Genomic DNA, 16766 nt, shown 5'->3' with positions numbered 1-16766 from the left:
TTGATATTTTAAACGATTTTAAAGAAAGTAAAGTGTTGTATGAAGGGAAGTATTTTATAAATATACAGGTGGTATCTTACGAACAAAATTCAGTGACTTCTTTAGATGAAGATTATCCTGAAAACAATATTCTTTTTGTAGTCGGAAAGGATGGGGAAGTTAGAGATACAAGGACATTAAAACGTACCGGATGGCTAAAGTAAACCGTAGTTCCATTCCCCTAGTATTGTAATGGCAACAGCCTCCCCGACCAGCACTATAAATAATTTTTGGACAGGATTTCTCTTCATTCAGGGAATACCACTTTTAATACTAATACTTGGAATCTTAAAATGGTTTATCATTGACAGAAGAAAAAATAAATAAGCATATAAATAGTATTAATTAATTAGTGTTAATAAAGACAAGTTTGTGAAGAAATCTCTACTTAAACTATATGTGTGCTTTTCTTGAAGATTATTGAGTTGCATAGGAGCAGCTCTTTTTTTCTTGAACTAACGAAGCCGGATAGTTAAATAACAATGTAGATATATACGGTGAATAACTATTAAATAAAAGTTTGGAGAGTGATTGTAAATGAGGATACTATTGGAGTTCATAAGAATGTTTTTTTTACTCATAATTTTTTATTTTATTTCAGGCAATATTATTGTTCGTACCTACCAAAAATTAGGGATGAAATATTCGAATACTTATGGAATAATGATGACAATCTCAATTTTAATTATATTTACTATTTTATATCGAAATAAACTACAATTTAGTGGATGGTATAAAGGTGATGTAAAAGACAAACTCTCAAAAACATTAACAAAATGGCTGATTACATTTGCACTACTATTATTGTTATCACCTCCTATCCTAAGCTTCTTATTCCACTAACGGGGTGCTTTAGTTCAATAACGATATTCAACAACTTAAACTAAAGGAACAGGTAATTTCAATAAGGGTTTGCGGATCAAAACAATAGGAAGCGACAGTGGAAGGCTTAAATGCTAAGTACCTAGCAGGCTATTTACAAGAAAAGTATACAAATTTATCTGCTTTAAGATATAAAAAGGCGATTTCTCGTTGCAGAGAAATCGCCTTTTTCATGAAAGATGTTTACCACAATTGATAGCCTTTAGAGCCAGCTGGTGAGTTTGAAATAATATCGATAATTGGTACTGTGTAAGCAAATAAAATTAAGGCTACTAAAATAACAAGCCATACTTTGAAATTTTCTAAAATGGCTGGTGTTGGACCGCTAAGTGCATGTACATCCCCTACAGGGAATTCTTCTTCACCTTTAGGCGCAAACCAAGCCAATTTCACCACAATGTATAGGATGACTAGAATGGCGATAAAGAGAATTGTTCCACCAACAGCTTGTGCGATTTGATATGGAATCCAATCATATGCCTGTGAAGCACCACCATATTCTGAGTAATCTGAGCGACGAGGCGCACCGATTAGTCCGGCAATATGCATAGCAGAAGACATAATGGTCATACCTGTAGCCCATAGGATACCAGCGAAATTACTAAGATTATTTAAAGATTTCGTTAACGTACGGCCAGTTAAATGTGGAATTAACCAGAAGGCCGCACCGAAGTAAGTTAAAACGACTGCTGTAGCAATGGTTAAATGGAAATGGCCCGTTACCCAAATGGTATTATGGATTAATTGGTTCATTTGATAGGAGGCATTGACGATCCCGCCAGCACCACCAGGAATAAACGCCACCATACCGATAAATGGCACGAAGAAACGAGCATCTTTCCACGGTAATTTTTTAAACCAGCCGAACAGTCCTTTACCACCTAATTCACGACCACGTAATTCGAACATCGCAAACATCGAGAAGGCGGTCATAAGAGAAGGAACAATGACAGCGAATGTTAAAACAACTTGAATGAATTTCCAAGTCCCATCAATACCAGGCTCTGTTAACTGATGGTGAATCCCAACAGGTACAGAGAAAATTAAGAACAGCATAAAGGAAAGTCTTGCTAGAGAATCCGAGAAAATTTTCCCGCCAATTACTTTTGGAATAACGACGTACCAAACCATATACGCTGGTAGTAGCCAGAAGTATACAAGTGCATGACCGAAATACCAGAAAAGGGTACGGGATAATGCAACATCGACACGTTCAACTAAACCTAATGACCATGGCAACAGCTGAATTAAGACAGAAGCTGCTACACCAAGCGTTGCGACAAACCACATTAAATTATTGACAACCACCATAAACGATAATAAAGGACTGCGTTGTCCACTACCTTTATTTTCTTTGCGCCACTGTGCATAACGTAAAATTTGACCCGCGCCGCCAACCCAAGAACCAACCACGACTAATGTCAGGCCTAAATAGAAAATCCAATGCGCTTTTAGTGGTGCATAGAATGTATAAAGAACCGTTGCTTTATTCAATAAAACCATTGTTGCAGCAGCAGCTGTACCGATTGTCATTAACCAGAAACCGATCCATCCAAGTCTGCGCTGTCCATTTGTGAAAGTACCAGAAGTACGACTAACACTAGCGATTTGGAAGCCATAAATAAAGAATGTAGTTAAAATAAGACCAAGTAATACGCCGTGTACTGTTAATACTTGATAATAGCCAATGCCAGCTGGTAATGTAAATTGTCCAGAACGTACAAATACTTGTAATAAACCTGCTAGACCACCTAATAATAAAGCGATGAATGCCACGTAAATATGTGCCATGGCTAGCTTTGCATCGCGTCGATCTACTTTTGTCATTGAATTAGTGTGACTCATTTGAATCCACCACCTTTAGCATAGAGTGCATCATCGTATGTCCTGTACCACAATACTCATTACATACGATTAAAAACTCGCCTACCTTATTTACTTCTGTTACATATTCCGAAATATAGCCAGGCTCAAGCATCATGTTGATATTTGTACCTGCCACCTCAAAACCGTGCATAACATCCTCACTTGTTGCAATGAATTTCACCTTAGCACCAAGTGGTACCTCAATTTGTGGAGGATTATAATTAAATGCTGAGGCTACGACTACTACCTCATAATCCCAATCCTTTCCCTCTACTTTATGGACACCTGGATTATCAAAAGGTGCTGTCTCTTTTACTTTCTCGTAATCTAGTGTTTTTTTTCCATTGTTCGGATGGGAGCCTTGGTGAAATGCCCCGATACCGAGAATGATGAGGAATGCAACTAAAGTAGCAACTCCGAACACAAGCCAATACTTCTCATACTTATGTATGTGCATATGTTTCTGTCCCTTCTTCGTAAATTAAAACCGTCCAATGAATAAATCGAAGCAGTACACCCAAAGTAAAATGATGATAATGCCTACTCCAAAAACTGCATAGAGTGAACCTTTTAAATTCTCATCTGACTTCTTTTTGTTTGCCATTTTTGCTCCTCCTACGCTTTTTATTGTGGTGTTTCTTACTGACATCATATAAAAATCCATTTGATTTTGATGTGAAAAAAATCACACATCTAGAGGGTTTATGTGAAGAAAGTGTGAAGAATTGGGAAGAGAAAAAGACAAGCCATCTCAAAAGTCATTGAGATGGCTTGTCCGTTTATTGTATTTTGCTTAATTTTAGTAAAAACTATAGATTGGAAGGATAGTGGGGGATTCCACAGACAAAAAACTAACTTGCAAATAACGAATATACATAAATGCAATAGGCTTCTGCATACAATGTCTTATTTGAAATAGATTCTAAGTTTCTATTCTTCTTCCTCAATCGTTAGTAGAACTGTTAGTGCACCAACACTTGGAACCGAGACTGGGAGAGCAAATGCTTTTTCAAAGCCGTATAATTTTGTGTTGCCCACCATCACCGTTGGCGGAGTGATATCAATTTCTAAGCTTTCTTGCCCAACAGCTGTACATAAATTTCCTGCAATCATGTTACCAAATTCCCCAGTAAAGGATTCTAGCATTTCTCCCTCCAAAGGCATACCGAACATAGTACTACCAATACCGCTAAAGACTTCAGGAGAGGAATCAATAATCACACGCCCCTTTACATCCCCAATTAAGCCAATTAAAACGCCCATTTGTTGCTGTTGAAAGGGTTCAGAAATAATACTAGGCGACTTTACTTCTATGTCCATAGGAAGAATGGATTTTAAAGCGTGAATTGTCCCATTTAAAATAGTTTGAAAGTACTTCGAATTACTCATCATTACCGCATCCTTTTTCCGACTTTTCTACATCTTACCATGTAGAAAGGGTAAGATGAAAGTATGTCTTGACGAATTAACAGGAAATTTATAATATATTATTGAGAATGATTTTCAAATTCAGTGTAATGGTCTGAAAGCCTAATGAAAAAGATATTATTTAATATGAAAAGGAGCGGTCAGCAATGACATTCGTATTGATAGGAGCAGCTGTAGTGATTTATATTGGAGTTGGAAAATACGTCATGAAACAGGCGACTGCGCATTTAAAATAAGATTTAATACTATAACAATTTTTAGCATGGTTCGAGTAATCGGAACCATGCTTTTTTATGTTTAACTAAATTTTAAGATTAGGAAACACCCTATATTTCGTAGTAATACATCATCTAGTAAAGCAAAGAACACTTTTAAACAATTTATTTTATAAGAATAATTTTACTATATCGAATTTTTAATTTTTTCTGAAAACTATTGAAATACTCTTTTATTTTCTGATAAGATTTTAAAAAATGGAATTGCGTTTCATATTTTGGAACGGAGGGGTAAAAATGGATTTAAATATTTTAGAAGTAAAAGAGTTAAAAGTAGGTATTCAACAAAATAAAAAAGATATAGCTATTGTTAATGGTATTTCTTTCCGATTGGAAAAAGGAGAAACGTTGGGTATTGTGGGGGAATCTGGTTGTGGAAAGAGTATGACATCCCTATCTTTAATGGGATTGCTACCTAATGGGGTGGATTGGCAAAGTGGAGAAATTTACATAGATCATAAACAAATTAATAAAAGATCGAAGAAGGAATGGCGAAAGATTCGTGGGAAAAAAATTTCCATGATATTTCAGGAACCGATGAGCTCTCTAAATCCAGTGTATAAAGTTGGTTCACAAATTGTTGAAATGATTCTTAGTCATGAAAATATTTCAAAGAAAGAAGCACATGAACGCGCGGTAGATATGCTTCGTCTCGTGGGTATTCCTCGTCCTGATAAAGTTGTCAATGAGTATCCACACCAATTATCAGGAGGAATGCGCCAGCGGGTTATGATCGCCATGGCATTAGCATGTGGACCAGAAATATTAATAGCAGATGAACCTACTACTGCATTAGATGTGACGATTCAAGCTCAGATTTTAGATTTGATGAAAGATATTCAAGAAAAACTTGATATGTCAATTATTTTAATAACCCATGATCTGGGGGTAGTGGCGGAAATATGTGAGAGAGTAATTGTCATGTACGCTGGTGAAATTGTGGAAGAAGCGAATGTGTTGGATTTATTTGATCATCCTCTCCACCCGTATACTAAAGGATTATTGAACTCTTTACCAGATATTGAATCGGAGCAAGAGTATCTTCCTTCTATTGTAGGTGTTGTGCCATCACCATCTGATATGCCATCCGGTTGTAGATTTTTCGATCGATGTGAATTTGCAACTGAAAAATGCAAAAAGAAACCGGGATTATTCACAACATCTATTGGTAGTACAGTTAGATGTTGGCTATATGAAAAGGATGAAGTGGAAGGAGGAAATGTCAATGAGCAGCCCGCTATTAGAAGTTAAACACTTAAAGAAGTATTTTCCAGTAAAAGGATCTCGCTCGGCAAATTTAAAAGCGGTAGATGATGTTTCTTTTTATGTTAATGAAGGAGAGGTTTTGGGGATTGTTGGTGAATCAGGATGTGGAAAGTCAACGATGGGGAAAACAATAATCCAACTTCTTTCCCCGACTGATGGAGAAATTTTGTTGAACGGTGAAAATATTTCTACTCTAAGTCCAAAAGAGGTACGTCAAAAACGCCGTGATATGCAAATAATTTTCCAAGATCCTTTTTCGTCACTTAATCCTCGAATGAAGGTTTTTAAAATAATTGAAGAACCTTTAGTTAATTTTGGGATAGGTACTAAGGAAGAGCGGAAGCAACGAGTTTATGAGGTAGCCAATCAGGTCGGACTAACAAAAAAACAATTAGAGCGTTTTCCACATGAATTTTCAGGCGGTCAAAGACAACGAATTGGAATTGCAAGAGCATTAGTATCCAATCCAAAATTAATTGTGGCAGATGAACCTGTATCAGCTCTAGATGTATCGATTCAATCACAAGTTTTGAATATAATGAAAGACTTAAAAAAAGAAATGAACCTTACCTATATCTTTATTTCCCATGATTTAAGTGTAGTGCATCATTTTTGTGATCGTATAGGAGTGATGTACTTAGGAAAGTTGGTGGAAATGGCAGACAAACATGAGTTATTTAATAATCCTAAACATCCATACACAAAAGCATTGCTTTCAGCTTTACCAAAATCACATCCTTCAAAAATAAAGGAGCGTATTGTGCTTAGTGGAGATGTTCCTAATCCTGCTAATCCACCATCGGGATGCACGTTTCATACACGATGCCCAAATTGCATGGAAATATGTAAAGTGACATCTCCAAAATTAGAAAAAGTCGGCGATAAGCATGAAGTTTCATGCTTACTTTATGAAGAACAAATGGAGCGATTATTATGAGCAAAACATTAGAAAAAGGTATCAACATTTTAACATTATTCACTGAGGAAAAACCTTCATGGCGATTAGACGAGCTAGCAATTGAAACAGATATTCCTAAACCGACTTTACATAGATTTTTAAAAACTTTTACAGATTTAGGCGTATTAAAGCGTCCCTATGTTCAGAGTGGTGGACAGTTAGTATTGAGTGATTATTATCTACTTGGTAATAAACTAATTGAATTAGGAGCGATTGCTGCAAATTCAATTGAGATTCGTTCATTGGCCATACCATATATGAAGAGGTTGCAACAAAAGTTTGACTTGGCTGTTCAACTAATCGTACTGGACGAAACAGATGGTCTATATATTGAAAAAATTGAAAGCTTAAAACCTGTTCTACTTTATACACGAGTGGGTAGAAGAGCACCACTTTATGCAGGTGCCTGCTCACGAATACTGTTATCGTTTCAATCAGAAGAAAAAATTAATGAGGTACTTCAAAAACCTCGTAAAAAATATGCTAGTGGAACACCAGTTACTGACAAAGAAATAAATGAATTAATTGAATTTGGGCAAAACAACGGCTATGCCTATAGTGTTTCAGAATTGGAAGAAGGCACTGTATCAATCGCAGTACCAATTTTCAATAGTGATAGAAAAGTAGAATACTCGATTAGTATAGCTGGTATCGAATCACTATTACCGCAAGAAAAAATTAATACATTTTTAGAAGGACTATGGGAAACTGCTGCATTAATTTCTACTGAACTAGGTTATTCGATGCCATATCCTTATGGTGTGTAAATAGCACAAAAACAGAAGGGGATGAACAAAATATGAAGAAACAAAAATGGATAGCACTAATACTTGTATGCATGATGATCTTCTTATCTGCATGTAGTGGTAGTAATTCAACTAAGGACGAAAATAAAAGTAATGGTAAATCTTCTGGTGATAACCCAGCAGTATCACGTGGTAATGAATTAGTTATTCGCGTGGCAGGAGATCCACAAAACTGGGATCCAATTGATACGTTTTTACTTAATTGGAGTACAGTCGCAACATCGGTATTTGAAGGATTAGTAAGTCGTTCTTTAGATTTAGAAATACAACCAGGGTTAGCGGAATCTTGGGAGTATAAAGATGATAAGACAATTGTATTTACACTAAGACAAGGTGTTTCCTTCCATAATGGGGAACCATTTAACGCTGAAGCAGTTAAATTTACCTTTGATCGTTTGCTAGGAGAAGAAGGTCAAAAAGGTCCACAATATTCAAACTATACTTCGATTGACAATGTTGAAGTTACTGGTGAATATGAAGTAACTATGCACTTAAATTCAATAGACCCAGTATTATTAACAAAATTATCAGGATACGGTGCTGTTATCGTACCACCTAAATATATCCAAGAACAGGGAGCTGAGAATTTTGATATGAACCCTGTAGGTACTGGTCCGTTTAAAATGACGGATTATCAGCGTGATAAACAAGTGGTGATTGAACGTTATGATGATTATTGGAATAAAGATGCTATAAAGCTAGATAAGGTTACATTCAAGGTGATCCCAGAAACAGCAACAGCACTGGCAGAATTACAAACAGGAAATATTGATATTATGACACGTTTAGAAGTATCGCAAGCTGCGACAGCAGAAGGAACTGATTTTATAGAATTAATGGATGTTTCTACTCCTACTGCTTATTCAATTCGTTTTGATACAGCACAAAAGCCAGTAGACGATGTACGTGTTCGACAAGCTATTAACTATGCTATTGATAAGGAAACAATCGTGAAGGAAATTTTAGGTGGGTATGGTAACCTAATTAGTTCTTTCCAAAGTAATCTATCCTTTGGGTATAACAAAGATTTAGAGCCTTATCCTTATGATCCTGAAAAAGCAAAAAAATTACTGGCTGATGCGAATATTCCTGAAGGCACTACATTAGAATTCTTTATCCCTGGGACTGATGGAACATTTAAAGAAATTGCGCAAGCAGTAGCGTTTTACTTGGAAGAGGTTGGATTAAAAGTTTCAATTAATAGCGTGGAAAATACTACATTCCAATCTGAATTAATACCACAAGGAAAAGCTGGCCACATGTATAAAAATGGCTGGGGTGGTTGGACTTTAGACTTTGATAATACAGCTTACTTAATGTATCACGAAGGAGAATTCTGGAACCCATCTTATAAAAATGAAAAAGTTGAACAATTATTAGCGGCTGAGCGTGCAACTATTAATAACGAGGAAAGACAAAACATCTTTAAAGAGCTAACAGAAGTTTTATATGAAGATGCAACGGAAGTAAATCTATATTCAGAGGTTGAAATATACGCAGTGAATAAACGAATAAAAGGTTTCCAACCACCACATGATGGCCGCTTTAGATTTGAAGGTGTCACTGTCGAGTAAGTAAAAATTATGAGATAGTATGCTAGCATACTATCTCTTTCATTTCACATTAGGAGGATGGAATTATGCTTTCCTATATTCTACGACGTTTGTCGCATACCGTGCTGGTAATCATTGCGGTTTCATTAATTATATTTTTCTCCATTCGTTTAACAGGTGACCCAGTAAGTATAATGTTTGGGGCTGGGGAACCTTCACAGCAGGCTGTAGAAGAACTAACAGCAAAACTCGGTTTAGATAAGCCTGTTTGGGAACAATACTTCATATTTATGAAGGATTTAGTAACACTTGATTTTGGTACTTCCTATCGTTCCAATAGCCCAGTTTTAGAGATGTTACTCGAACGAGCATGGCCGACAATTGCACTTGCTTTAGGTGGAATGGCAGTGGCATTGTTAATTGCTGTTCCGCTAGGTATTCTATCAGCCATTTATAAAGGAAAAACTATTGATGTATTTAGTCGTATTTTTTCTTTGTTAGGTATTTCTTTCCCCAATTTTTGGTTGGCGTTCATGCTAATTCTAATTTTTGCTGTTCAACTAAAATGGTTGCCAGTATCCGGATTTGATGGGGTTAGCTCATTAATTTTGCCATCGGTTGCCTTAGGGCTTATTCTATCTGGTATTCTAGTTCGATTAATTCGTACGTCTATGCTGGAAGTACTTAAAATGCAATACGTCACAACTGCACGGGCGAAAGGAATAAGAGAATGGTTAGTTATCATTCGACATGCTTTCCGCAATGCTTTATTGCCTACAGTAACATATGTTGGTTTACAGTTTGGTGGGCTATTAGGAGGTGCGGTTATTGTCGAGCAAGTCTTTTCTTGGCCTGGAATTGGAAGGCTAATTGTTGATTCAATTAATCAACGAGACTATCCAGTGGTCCAGGGAGGAATCATACTTTTAGCACTTATTATGATCATAGTAAATCTAATCGTCGATTTATGCTACTCATTGATTAACCCGAAAATTAGGACTGGAAGAGGTGAGCAATAATGACTCAAATAATGGAAACAGAAGCAATCGAAATAAAAAAAGCCAATAAAATAGTAACCGTTCTGAAATTCATGAAGAATAATTCAACAGGCATCATAGGCTTTTTATTGGTTGTCGCTACGATACTGTGTGCTATATTCGCGCCTTATATTGCTCCCTATGATCCGGGTGCGGCTAGCTTAGGACATCGGCTTGATCTACCCAAATTGCTTGATGATACTGGAAAATCGCAATACTTACTCGGAGGAGATCAAGTTGGGCGTGATTTGCTAAGCAGAATTATTTACGGAGCACGTATATCTCTATTAGTCGGCATTTGTGGCGTAATCATTTCATTAGTGCTTGGTACATTTCTAGGCATTATTTCAGGTTACTTTGGGAAATGGATGGATGATTTAATAATGCGATTAGCCGAAGTTCAAATGGGGTTACCGTTTATTTTACTAGCCATCGTAATCATGAGTGTTTTTGGAACAGGTATTGAAAAAATTATTATTATCCTAGGACTTACATATTGGGTTAGTTTTGCGAGATTAATTCGAGGAGAGATTTTGGCTTTAAAGGAACAAGAGTATATTCAAGCAGCAAAGGCAATTGGTGGGACACACTTCAAAATAATCATTAAGCATATACTTCCTAATGTTGCTTCCTCCATTTTAGTGTTAGCAACGATGTGTATTGCAGAGTTTATTTTATTGGAGGCCTCTTTAACATTTTTAGGGTTAGGTGTGGAGCCTACAGTACCTTCGTGGGGAGGAATGTTAGCGGATAGCAGAAATTACATGACCTCTGCTTGGTGGATATCTGTTTTCCCAGGGATTGCCATTATGTTAACTGTTTTAGGGTTTAATTTATTGGGAGATTGGTTGCGAGATCGCTTAGATCCAAATATGAAAGTTTAGGTGATATGATGAACTCTATAATTTTTTCTAGTTTATTTCAAAAGAACGAAACGAAAAAAAAGCCTTCTTTATTTATAGATTTACCTAAAGATTTAGTTCCATTAGGATTAATTGATTTTTGTTTACGCTTAGGCTTTGAATCAAATGAAACTGACTTTGATTTATTTCAGCCAGCCAATCAGTCCTATACAATGAAGTTTTTACAATATACTAGAACATTTATTTCACAAGATGACTCTACATTTATCATTTATTATGAGAGTGAATCAGCACTTTCTACATTGTTAAGTGCAATAGCCAGTGAAGGAATGGTCGACACCAAAACGGACAGCCCATTAACGTATTATGAGAATTTAAGTCATCTTTGGTCAGCCTATGGCACGGGTGAAAAGGATGAGGCACATCCCCAGCAACATATAAGTGTAAAAATGGATATACAAGAAGACCTAAAGACAAATGCTCTGTTAAAAGAGGTTTGCTATCTTGCATTGCGTTTAGGCTTGTATGCCACATCTATTTCATTACCAGCTATAACAACAGAAGAGCGACATGTAACCATTTCATTCAAGAACGAAAACGAAAGTTATATGAAGTTGACCGCCAAAAACGCCATTCAAATCTCTGGTATGAAAGATATCCTACCAGCCGTTGTCCATTCCATTGCAACAGCAAAGCACGTGTCGGAGGGTGGACTGCTTGGAGTTTGGGAGTTCAACGAAAAACAAGTGAATGAAGCGGCTATTTTATTGGAAGAACAATGGAGCGATAAATCTGAGGCTTCGTACATGATAAAAGCATTAGAAGAAGAAATAGATAAAGCGTTAGAGGCTGAAATTTATATGACGGCCAATAAAAAAAATCGTGATCAATTCAAGCTAGATTTATATGAAAAATTTTCAAATTTGACAACAATTAAAGTTCGCTCTGCCTTTAAAACAGGTTTATACTGGATATTAGAGGAAGTACTTCCATCTGTCGAAAGCCGCTTTCAAAAGGTAAAAATAGTTTGTAAGGATGGGGTAAGTGTAGACGGCTTAGAGCAACATAATCGCTGGATTATGGAGCTTTATCCAGTGGATGAAATGATTGAAATGCAATATGGGATACCTAAAGAGCATGTGCAATTTGAGCTTTCAAGCACTCAACAACATGTTTATAGAGTATTTGTAGATGATCAGTTAATAGCTGAGCTCAATCCACTTATTAGTGAAGTAGATTATGTTGATGGTCAGAAAAAAGCTTATCCAACTACTGCTGGGTATAGGTTATTCAACAAAACAGAGCAAGTGCAAGAGAACATCATATTTTCTGATCGTGAACGTTTCTATAAATACTATGTGAAAGAGTTATTGCCCCGAATGGTGAAAAAGTTAAAAATAGATACGAATAATATTAATCAAGGACAACTATTTCCATTATTCGATCGAATCGAAATTGACTTTACTTCTTCTGGAATCGAAGAAGAAATCGGTGTTCAGCAAGAAGCGAACTCATCGTTTGAGGCGTTATACGAGGATTTATACTTTAATACTTTAGACTATTTTCATGAGCTTGGCCGCCAGTTAGTTAATCAGCCATACAAAGCTCCAGGTGGTGTAATTCCTTATATTCATATAGAACAAGATCTGTATAAGCCTATCAAAAGTGACATAAAGGTTTACCAGTGGAATGACAAACCGATGACGGAACCCGTTACAAAGCGAATCTTGTTTAATCAAGAAGGACAGTTTGAAACTGTAGAAATGTCTATAGGTAATGAACTGAAGGTAACTGAGGCAAGAACCTTTTTAAAACACAACATGAAAAATCTAGTTTCCTTAGTAGAGCGTTTTAAACAATACTCGGAGGTCAAATTGAATTATGGAGATATATCTTATAAAGGTACTGTCATTCCATTTTTCGAAGTGACGGAACCTATTACGAGTGAATATTATTCAGGGCTAAAAAAATCAGATGAAAAACATACGATTGTTTTTGAAGCTGGCCATCATCCAAATGAAGTATCTAGCACTCCTGCTATATTAGAATTAATGGAGGATATTGTTTGCCATTATCCAGAAATCTTAAAGAAAATAAATATAATTATTATTCCATTATCCAACCCAGATGGGTATGAAATTATGGAGAGTTTGACAAAAGAACATCCTAAATGGAAGCATCATGCAGCGAGGTTTAATGCGGTTGGTTTAGAATTTGCGCATGTTAAATTCAAAAAAAGTGTTTTTGGTGAGGCAAATGTTTTACCACTCATTTTAAAAAAGTGGGCTCCTGATGTAATAATAGATGACCATGGCATACCAGCTCGTGAGTGGGTTCAACCGTTTGCAGGTTATGCATGCCCACCGATTTTCCCAGTTTCTTACACTATCCCGAGTGCCAAAATATATGGAATTGGACGTTATGCAAATAATGAAACGAAGGAAGTACAGGCTAGAAATCTTGAGCTGGTAGCTGAAAGGGTAAATAAGATATTTGAAGGATCAACATTTGCCCAAGAAAATGCATACTGGCGTAATCGATACTATAAATATGGTACAAAGTGGGACCCGGAAAAATACCCAATTGAGGAAATGGGAAATATAAATTTTTATCGTAGTATGGAAGTAACCCCAGCATATTCCTCTGTAAGTATTTTACGCTATCCGCAGTGGGTAGCTTTAGATATAATTTCTGAAGTTGCTGATGAAATTGTTTACGATGAAGAATTAATCTCGTGCGTGAAAGCACATAAATTATTTAATCAGGCGATTATAGAAGCCACACTATCTACTCCAGTAGATAAAAACAATCAATCTGGACGCTACATAAAAAAACGTCCTATAGAAATCAGGTGACGAAACATGACAAAACTATTAGTAACAGGGTTTGAGCCATTTCTTGATTATAAGATCAACCCAACAATGCAAATTGTAGAAAATTTAGATGGAGAGAAGATAGGTGACTATACGATTGTTGGACGTATTTTGTCAGTAGATTTTCAGCAATCGGCACAACAATTCAAGCAATATATAGACGAGGTAAAGCCTCAAATTATTATTTCATTAGGTTTAGCGGGGGGCAGGTTTAAAATCACGCCAGAGCGCATTGCTATTAATGTGAAAGATGGGGAGCCTGATAATAACGGCTACACACCCGTTGACGAGAGTATTCAGGAAGAGGGCGCTGATGCTTTTTTAACAAATTTACCGATTCGTAATATGGTAAATCGATTACAAGCAGAGGGATATCCAGCCGAAATCTCCAATACAGCAGGTACATATTTATGCAATAACATAATGTATGAAGGGCTTGTTTATGCAAAGTATCATCAAGGTGTTCGCGCTGGCTTTATTCATATTCCTGCCTCCTTTGATTTGGCTATACAACATGGTAAAATTCCGGGGTGGAATAGCCAGGATTTACTTGATGCTGTGAAGCTTTGTATAGAGGAGACTGTACGTGCAGACGATCATTGATTTTCCACATTCGATGTGGATTAGTCAGCAGACCATACGTTTTGCATTCCATGAGGAAATATCACACGCCAACTTTCATGCTGTACAAGCATTCAATCGTTTTCTAACTAAACAATTACGGCACAATCTAATAGAAAGCGTAGCAAGTTATCATACAGTTACAGCCTATGTCAAACAGCAAGTAGATGTGGACCTTTTAAGAAGGCAATGGCTTGAGATGCAAGTGTCCACAGCTATTGCTGATGGGACGAATAGGCTTTTAAAAATACCCGTTTGCTATGATGAGGAATTTGCCTTAGATAGACAGCGCGTTATGGATTATACAGGCTTATCATTTGAGGACATTAAACGGCTACACATGTCCAAAAGCTATTATGTTTATTTAATTGGTTTTTTGCCTGGTTTTCCTTACCTAGGAGAGCTTGATGCAAAACTGTTTGTGCCACGCTTAAAGAATCCAAGGGCATCTGTTTCTGCGAGTTCCGTTGGCGTGGGAGGTGGACAAACAGGAATCTATCCCGTTGATTCACCGGGTGGCTGGAATATTATCGGTAAAACGCCGTTCGATCTATTTGATGCGAATGGGAAGGAACCGTTTCTATTCGAACTAGGTGATGAAGTTCAATTTTATGAAATTACCAAACAACAATTTTGGGAAATGAAAAGCAAAGGAGTGTAGCGATTGAAGCCACTTCTGCTCGTAACAAAACAAGGTGTTTATGGTAGCTTACAAGACAAGGGACGGTATGGCTATCGGGCATTTGGTATTCCGTTATCTGGACCGATGGATAACGTTTCATTTCATGCAGCCCAGTTAATCTTACATCATTTTCATGACCAAACATCTTTTGAAATGTTTGTAGGTGGATTTGAATTTGAGGCACTGGCAGATAGCATCTATGTTTTAACTGGTGGATGTTGCACATGTTTGGTCAATAGTGCGCCAATCGAAATGTGGAAGACATTCCATTTAACAAAGGGTGATCGACTTGCGATTAAGAATGTGAGTCAAGGTTCCATTGTTTACCTGACACCACTCGGAGGATTTCATTCAGAATATGAGCTTGGTAGTAGCTCATACCTACCACTTGGCAACCTAGGTACAGCGATTTCGAAAGGGAGTATTTTGTATGGGCAAGTCGCATCTCCATTAAAAATGAATAGAGGCCTTTATGCCCCATATCGTCCGACTTTTGCCAGCTCCATTACAGTGAGAATGTTTAAAGGACCCCATTTCGAGTTATTTACCGAGGAGAGTCAACGCCTTTTTCTTCAAAATCCTTTTCAATTTATCGGTGGTAATCGTATGGGCTATTACATAAAGGGGCCTACCCTGCAACTTCAAAATATGCAAGATATCCTTTCAGAAGCCACCCAGTTTGGCACCATCCAAGTGCCCCAAAGTGGTAATCCCATTATTTTAATGGCAGATGCTCAAACGGTAGGAGGCTATCCTATTATTGCGACGATCCATGAAGATGATTTACATAAAGTGGCTCAAATGCGTATGTTTAACACAATCAAGTTTGTACTGGAGGAATGATGCCAATGGATTTTAATTGCGATATAGGCGAAAGTTTCGAAGCTTTTATATCAGGAAAAGATGAAGAAATAATTGACTATGTAACCTCTATCAATATTGCATGTGGCTATCATGCAGGAGATCATACAATTATGCATCAAATGATTCGCAGTGCTCTTCGTAAAAATGTCCATATTGGTGCACATCCGGGCTACCCTGATCGTGAGGGATTTGGACGCCGAAATATGGATTTAAGTCCAGCTGAAATATACGATTTGACGGTCTATCAAATTGGCGCATTGCAAGCATTTGTGCAAATTGAAAAAGGGATACTTCATCATGTGAAGCCGCATGGAGCACTTTATAATCAATGTGCAAATGATCGGGAAAAAGCAATAGCCGTTATCGATGCCGTGTACGATTTCAATCCACAACTTATTTTATATTGTTTATCTGGTAGCCAAATGGCGAAAATCGCAAGGGAAAAGGGACTATCAGTATATGAGGAAGTCTTTTCTGATCGTCGTTATAATGATGATGGTACATTAGTAAACAGACAAGAACCAAATGCCTTAATTCAAACAGAAGAAGAAATGCTGGTACATGTAAAAGGTATTTTGACGGCAAATGAAGTTTTATCAGTACAATCAAAAAAAATACAAGTGGCTGCGAATACCTTATGTATTCATGGAGATGGCCCACATGCCCTGAGCTATGCTAAAAAAATTGCTGCGCTCAGAAGGCAATTAGAACAAATGTGAAAAAAGGATGCCTTAATGTTGTTTAAGGCATCCT

16 protein-coding genes are annotated in these 16766 nt (G+C 36.9%); 12 read left to right on the top strand and 4 right to left on the bottom strand.

The window, feature by feature from the left end; genetic code table 11:
* Positions 1-603 precede the first annotated feature (603 nt).
* A complete protein-coding gene (locus SJW71_RS16030; RefSeq protein ID WP_431811194.1) occupies positions 604-882 on the top strand; it encodes a hypothetical protein in 279 nt (92 codons plus the stop codon).
* Positions 883-1104: 222 nt separating this feature from the next.
* Here SJW71_RS16030 and SJW71_RS16025 read toward each other — a convergent pair whose 3' ends face one another.
* The 4 genes from SJW71_RS16025 to SJW71_RS16010 form a co-directional block, all read right to left on the bottom strand.
* Complete coding sequence (locus SJW71_RS16025) at positions 1105-2766, bottom strand: b(o/a)3-type cytochrome-c oxidase subunit 1 (protein WP_274796502.1); 1662 nt, start codon at positions 2764-2766, stop codon at positions 1105-1107.
* Positions 2753-3244 carry a cytochrome b5 gene (locus SJW71_RS16020; protein ID WP_036118325.1) on the bottom strand — a complete coding sequence of 164 codons (492 nt, stop codon included), beginning with the start codon at positions 3242-3244 and terminating at the stop codon, positions 2753-2755. The genes SJW71_RS16025 and SJW71_RS16020 overlap by 14 nt, the downstream gene beginning before the upstream one ends.
* 24 nt (positions 3245-3268) lie before the next feature.
* Positions 3269-3391: a hypothetical protein gene (locus tag SJW71_RS16015; RefSeq protein WP_009370491.1), complete on the bottom strand. Its 123-nt coding sequence runs from the start codon at positions 3389-3391 to the stop codon at positions 3269-3271.
* A 326-nt stretch (positions 3392-3717) separates the two neighbouring features.
* On the bottom strand, positions 3718-4176 hold the full coding sequence (locus SJW71_RS16010) for a chemotaxis protein CheX (RefSeq protein WP_274797293.1): 459 nt from the start codon (positions 4174-4176) through the stop codon (positions 3718-3720).
* A 551-nt stretch (positions 4177-4727) separates the two neighbouring features.
* Between SJW71_RS16010 and SJW71_RS16005 the strand changes: the two genes are divergently transcribed.
* The 11 genes from SJW71_RS16005 to SJW71_RS15955 all read left to right on the top strand — a co-directional run bounded on the left by SJW71_RS16005 (position 4728) and on the right by SJW71_RS15955 (position 16732).
* Positions 4728-5741 (top strand): ABC transporter ATP-binding protein, encoded by a 1014-nt coding sequence (locus SJW71_RS16005; protein ID WP_322606307.1) that lies wholly within the window; start codon positions 4728-4730, stop codon positions 5739-5741.
* Positions 5716-6693, top strand: coding sequence for an ABC transporter ATP-binding protein (locus tag SJW71_RS16000; RefSeq protein WP_312507642.1), 978 nt, complete (start codon positions 5716-5718; stop codon positions 6691-6693). The genes SJW71_RS16005 and SJW71_RS16000 overlap by 26 nt, the downstream gene beginning before the upstream one ends.
* Positions 6690-7481, top strand: coding sequence for an IclR family transcriptional regulator (locus SJW71_RS15995; RefSeq protein ID WP_431811193.1), 792 nt, complete (start codon positions 6690-6692; stop codon positions 7479-7481). The genes SJW71_RS16000 and SJW71_RS15995 overlap by 4 nt, the downstream gene beginning before the upstream one ends.
* A gap of 32 nt (positions 7482-7513) precedes the next feature.
* Positions 7514-9094 carry an ABC transporter substrate-binding protein gene (locus tag SJW71_RS15990; RefSeq protein ID WP_312507644.1) on the top strand — a complete coding sequence of 527 codons (1581 nt, stop codon included), beginning with the start codon at positions 7514-7516 and terminating at the stop codon, positions 9092-9094.
* 65 nt (positions 9095-9159) lie between these two features.
* Positions 9160-10092: a nickel ABC transporter permease gene (gene nikB / locus SJW71_RS15985; RefSeq protein ID WP_312507645.1), complete on the top strand. Its 933-nt coding sequence runs from the start codon at positions 9160-9162 to the stop codon at positions 10090-10092.
* Positions 10092-10994 carry an ABC transporter permease gene (locus SJW71_RS15980; RefSeq protein ID WP_322606305.1) on the top strand — a complete coding sequence of 301 codons (903 nt, stop codon included), beginning with the start codon at positions 10092-10094 and terminating at the stop codon, positions 10992-10994. Before nikB ends, SJW71_RS15980 begins: the two co-directional genes overlap by 1 nt.
* 5 nt (positions 10995-10999) lie before the next feature.
* Positions 11000-13828 carry a M14 family metallopeptidase gene (locus tag SJW71_RS15975; RefSeq protein ID WP_431811192.1) on the top strand — a complete coding sequence of 943 codons (2829 nt, stop codon included), beginning with the start codon at positions 11000-11002 and terminating at the stop codon, positions 13826-13828.
* Positions 13829-13834: 6 nt separating this feature from the next.
* Complete coding sequence (locus tag SJW71_RS15970; RefSeq protein ID WP_312507648.1) at positions 13835-14449, top strand: pyroglutamyl-peptidase I; 615 nt, start codon at positions 13835-13837, stop codon at positions 14447-14449.
* Complete coding sequence (pxpB, locus tag SJW71_RS15965) at positions 14433-15128, top strand: 5-oxoprolinase subunit PxpB (RefSeq protein WP_274796505.1); 696 nt, start codon at positions 14433-14435, stop codon at positions 15126-15128. Before SJW71_RS15970 ends, pxpB begins: the two co-directional genes overlap by 17 nt.
* A gap of 3 nt (positions 15129-15131) precedes the next feature.
* Positions 15132-15992, top strand: coding sequence for a biotin-dependent carboxyltransferase family protein (locus SJW71_RS15960; RefSeq protein WP_322606302.1), 861 nt, complete (start codon positions 15132-15134; stop codon positions 15990-15992).
* Positions 15989-16732, top strand: a complete 744-nt coding sequence (locus SJW71_RS15955; protein WP_274796507.1) for a 5-oxoprolinase subunit PxpA — start codon at positions 15989-15991, stop codon at positions 16730-16732. The genes SJW71_RS15960 and SJW71_RS15955 overlap by 4 nt, the downstream gene beginning before the upstream one ends.
* Positions 16733-16766 lie beyond the last annotated feature (34 nt).

The sequence above is a fragment of the Lysinibacillus sp. FW12 genome (assembly GCF_050817245.1).
In the GTDB taxonomy this organism is placed as follows: Bacteria; Bacillota; Bacilli; order Bacillales_A; family Planococcaceae; genus Lysinibacillus; species Lysinibacillus irui.
Note: the sequence above shows the minus strand (reverse complement) of the source record. Positions and strands in the feature narration are given on the sequence as shown.

Bases quoted from the DNA above. Each gene is read 5' to 3' on its own strand.
- SJW71_RS16030 (WP_431811194.1), top strand. From the start codon at position 604: ATGTTTTTTTTACTCATAATTTTTTATTTTATTTCAGGCAATATTATT.
- SJW71_RS16025 (WP_274796502.1), bottom strand. From the start codon at position 2,766: ATGAGTCACACTAATTCAATGACAAAAGTAGATCGACGCGATGCAAAG.
- SJW71_RS16020 (WP_036118325.1), bottom strand. From the start codon at position 3,244: ATGCACATACATAAGTATGAGAAGTATTGGCTTGTGTTCGGAGTTGCT.
- SJW71_RS16015 (WP_009370491.1), bottom strand. From the start codon at position 3,391: ATGGCAAACAAAAAGAAGTCAGATGAGAATTTAAAAGGTTCACTCTAT.
- SJW71_RS16010 (WP_274797293.1), bottom strand. From the start codon at position 4,176: ATGAGTAATTCGAAGTACTTTCAAACTATTTTAAATGGGACAATTCAC.
- SJW71_RS16005 (WP_322606307.1), top strand. From the start codon at position 4,728: ATGGATTTAAATATTTTAGAAGTAAAAGAGTTAAAAGTAGGTATTCAA.
- SJW71_RS16000 (WP_312507642.1), top strand. From the start codon at position 5,716: ATGAGCAGCCCGCTATTAGAAGTTAAACACTTAAAGAAGTATTTTCCA.
- SJW71_RS15995 (WP_431811193.1), top strand. From the start codon at position 6,690: ATGAGCAAAACATTAGAAAAAGGTATCAACATTTTAACATTATTCACT.
- SJW71_RS15990 (WP_312507644.1), top strand. From the start codon at position 7,514: ATGAAGAAACAAAAATGGATAGCACTAATACTTGTATGCATGATGATC.
- nikB (WP_312507645.1), top strand. From the start codon at position 9,160: ATGCTTTCCTATATTCTACGACGTTTGTCGCATACCGTGCTGGTAATC.
- SJW71_RS15980 (WP_322606305.1), top strand. From the start codon at position 10,092: ATGACTCAAATAATGGAAACAGAAGCAATCGAAATAAAAAAAGCCAAT.
- SJW71_RS15975 (WP_431811192.1), top strand. From the start codon at position 11,000: ATGATGAACTCTATAATTTTTTCTAGTTTATTTCAAAAGAACGAAACG.
- SJW71_RS15970 (WP_312507648.1), top strand. From the start codon at position 13,835: ATGACAAAACTATTAGTAACAGGGTTTGAGCCATTTCTTGATTATAAG.
- SJW71_RS15955 (WP_274796507.1), top strand. From the start codon at position 15,989: ATGATGCCAATGGATTTTAATTGCGATATAGGCGAAAGTTTCGAAGCT.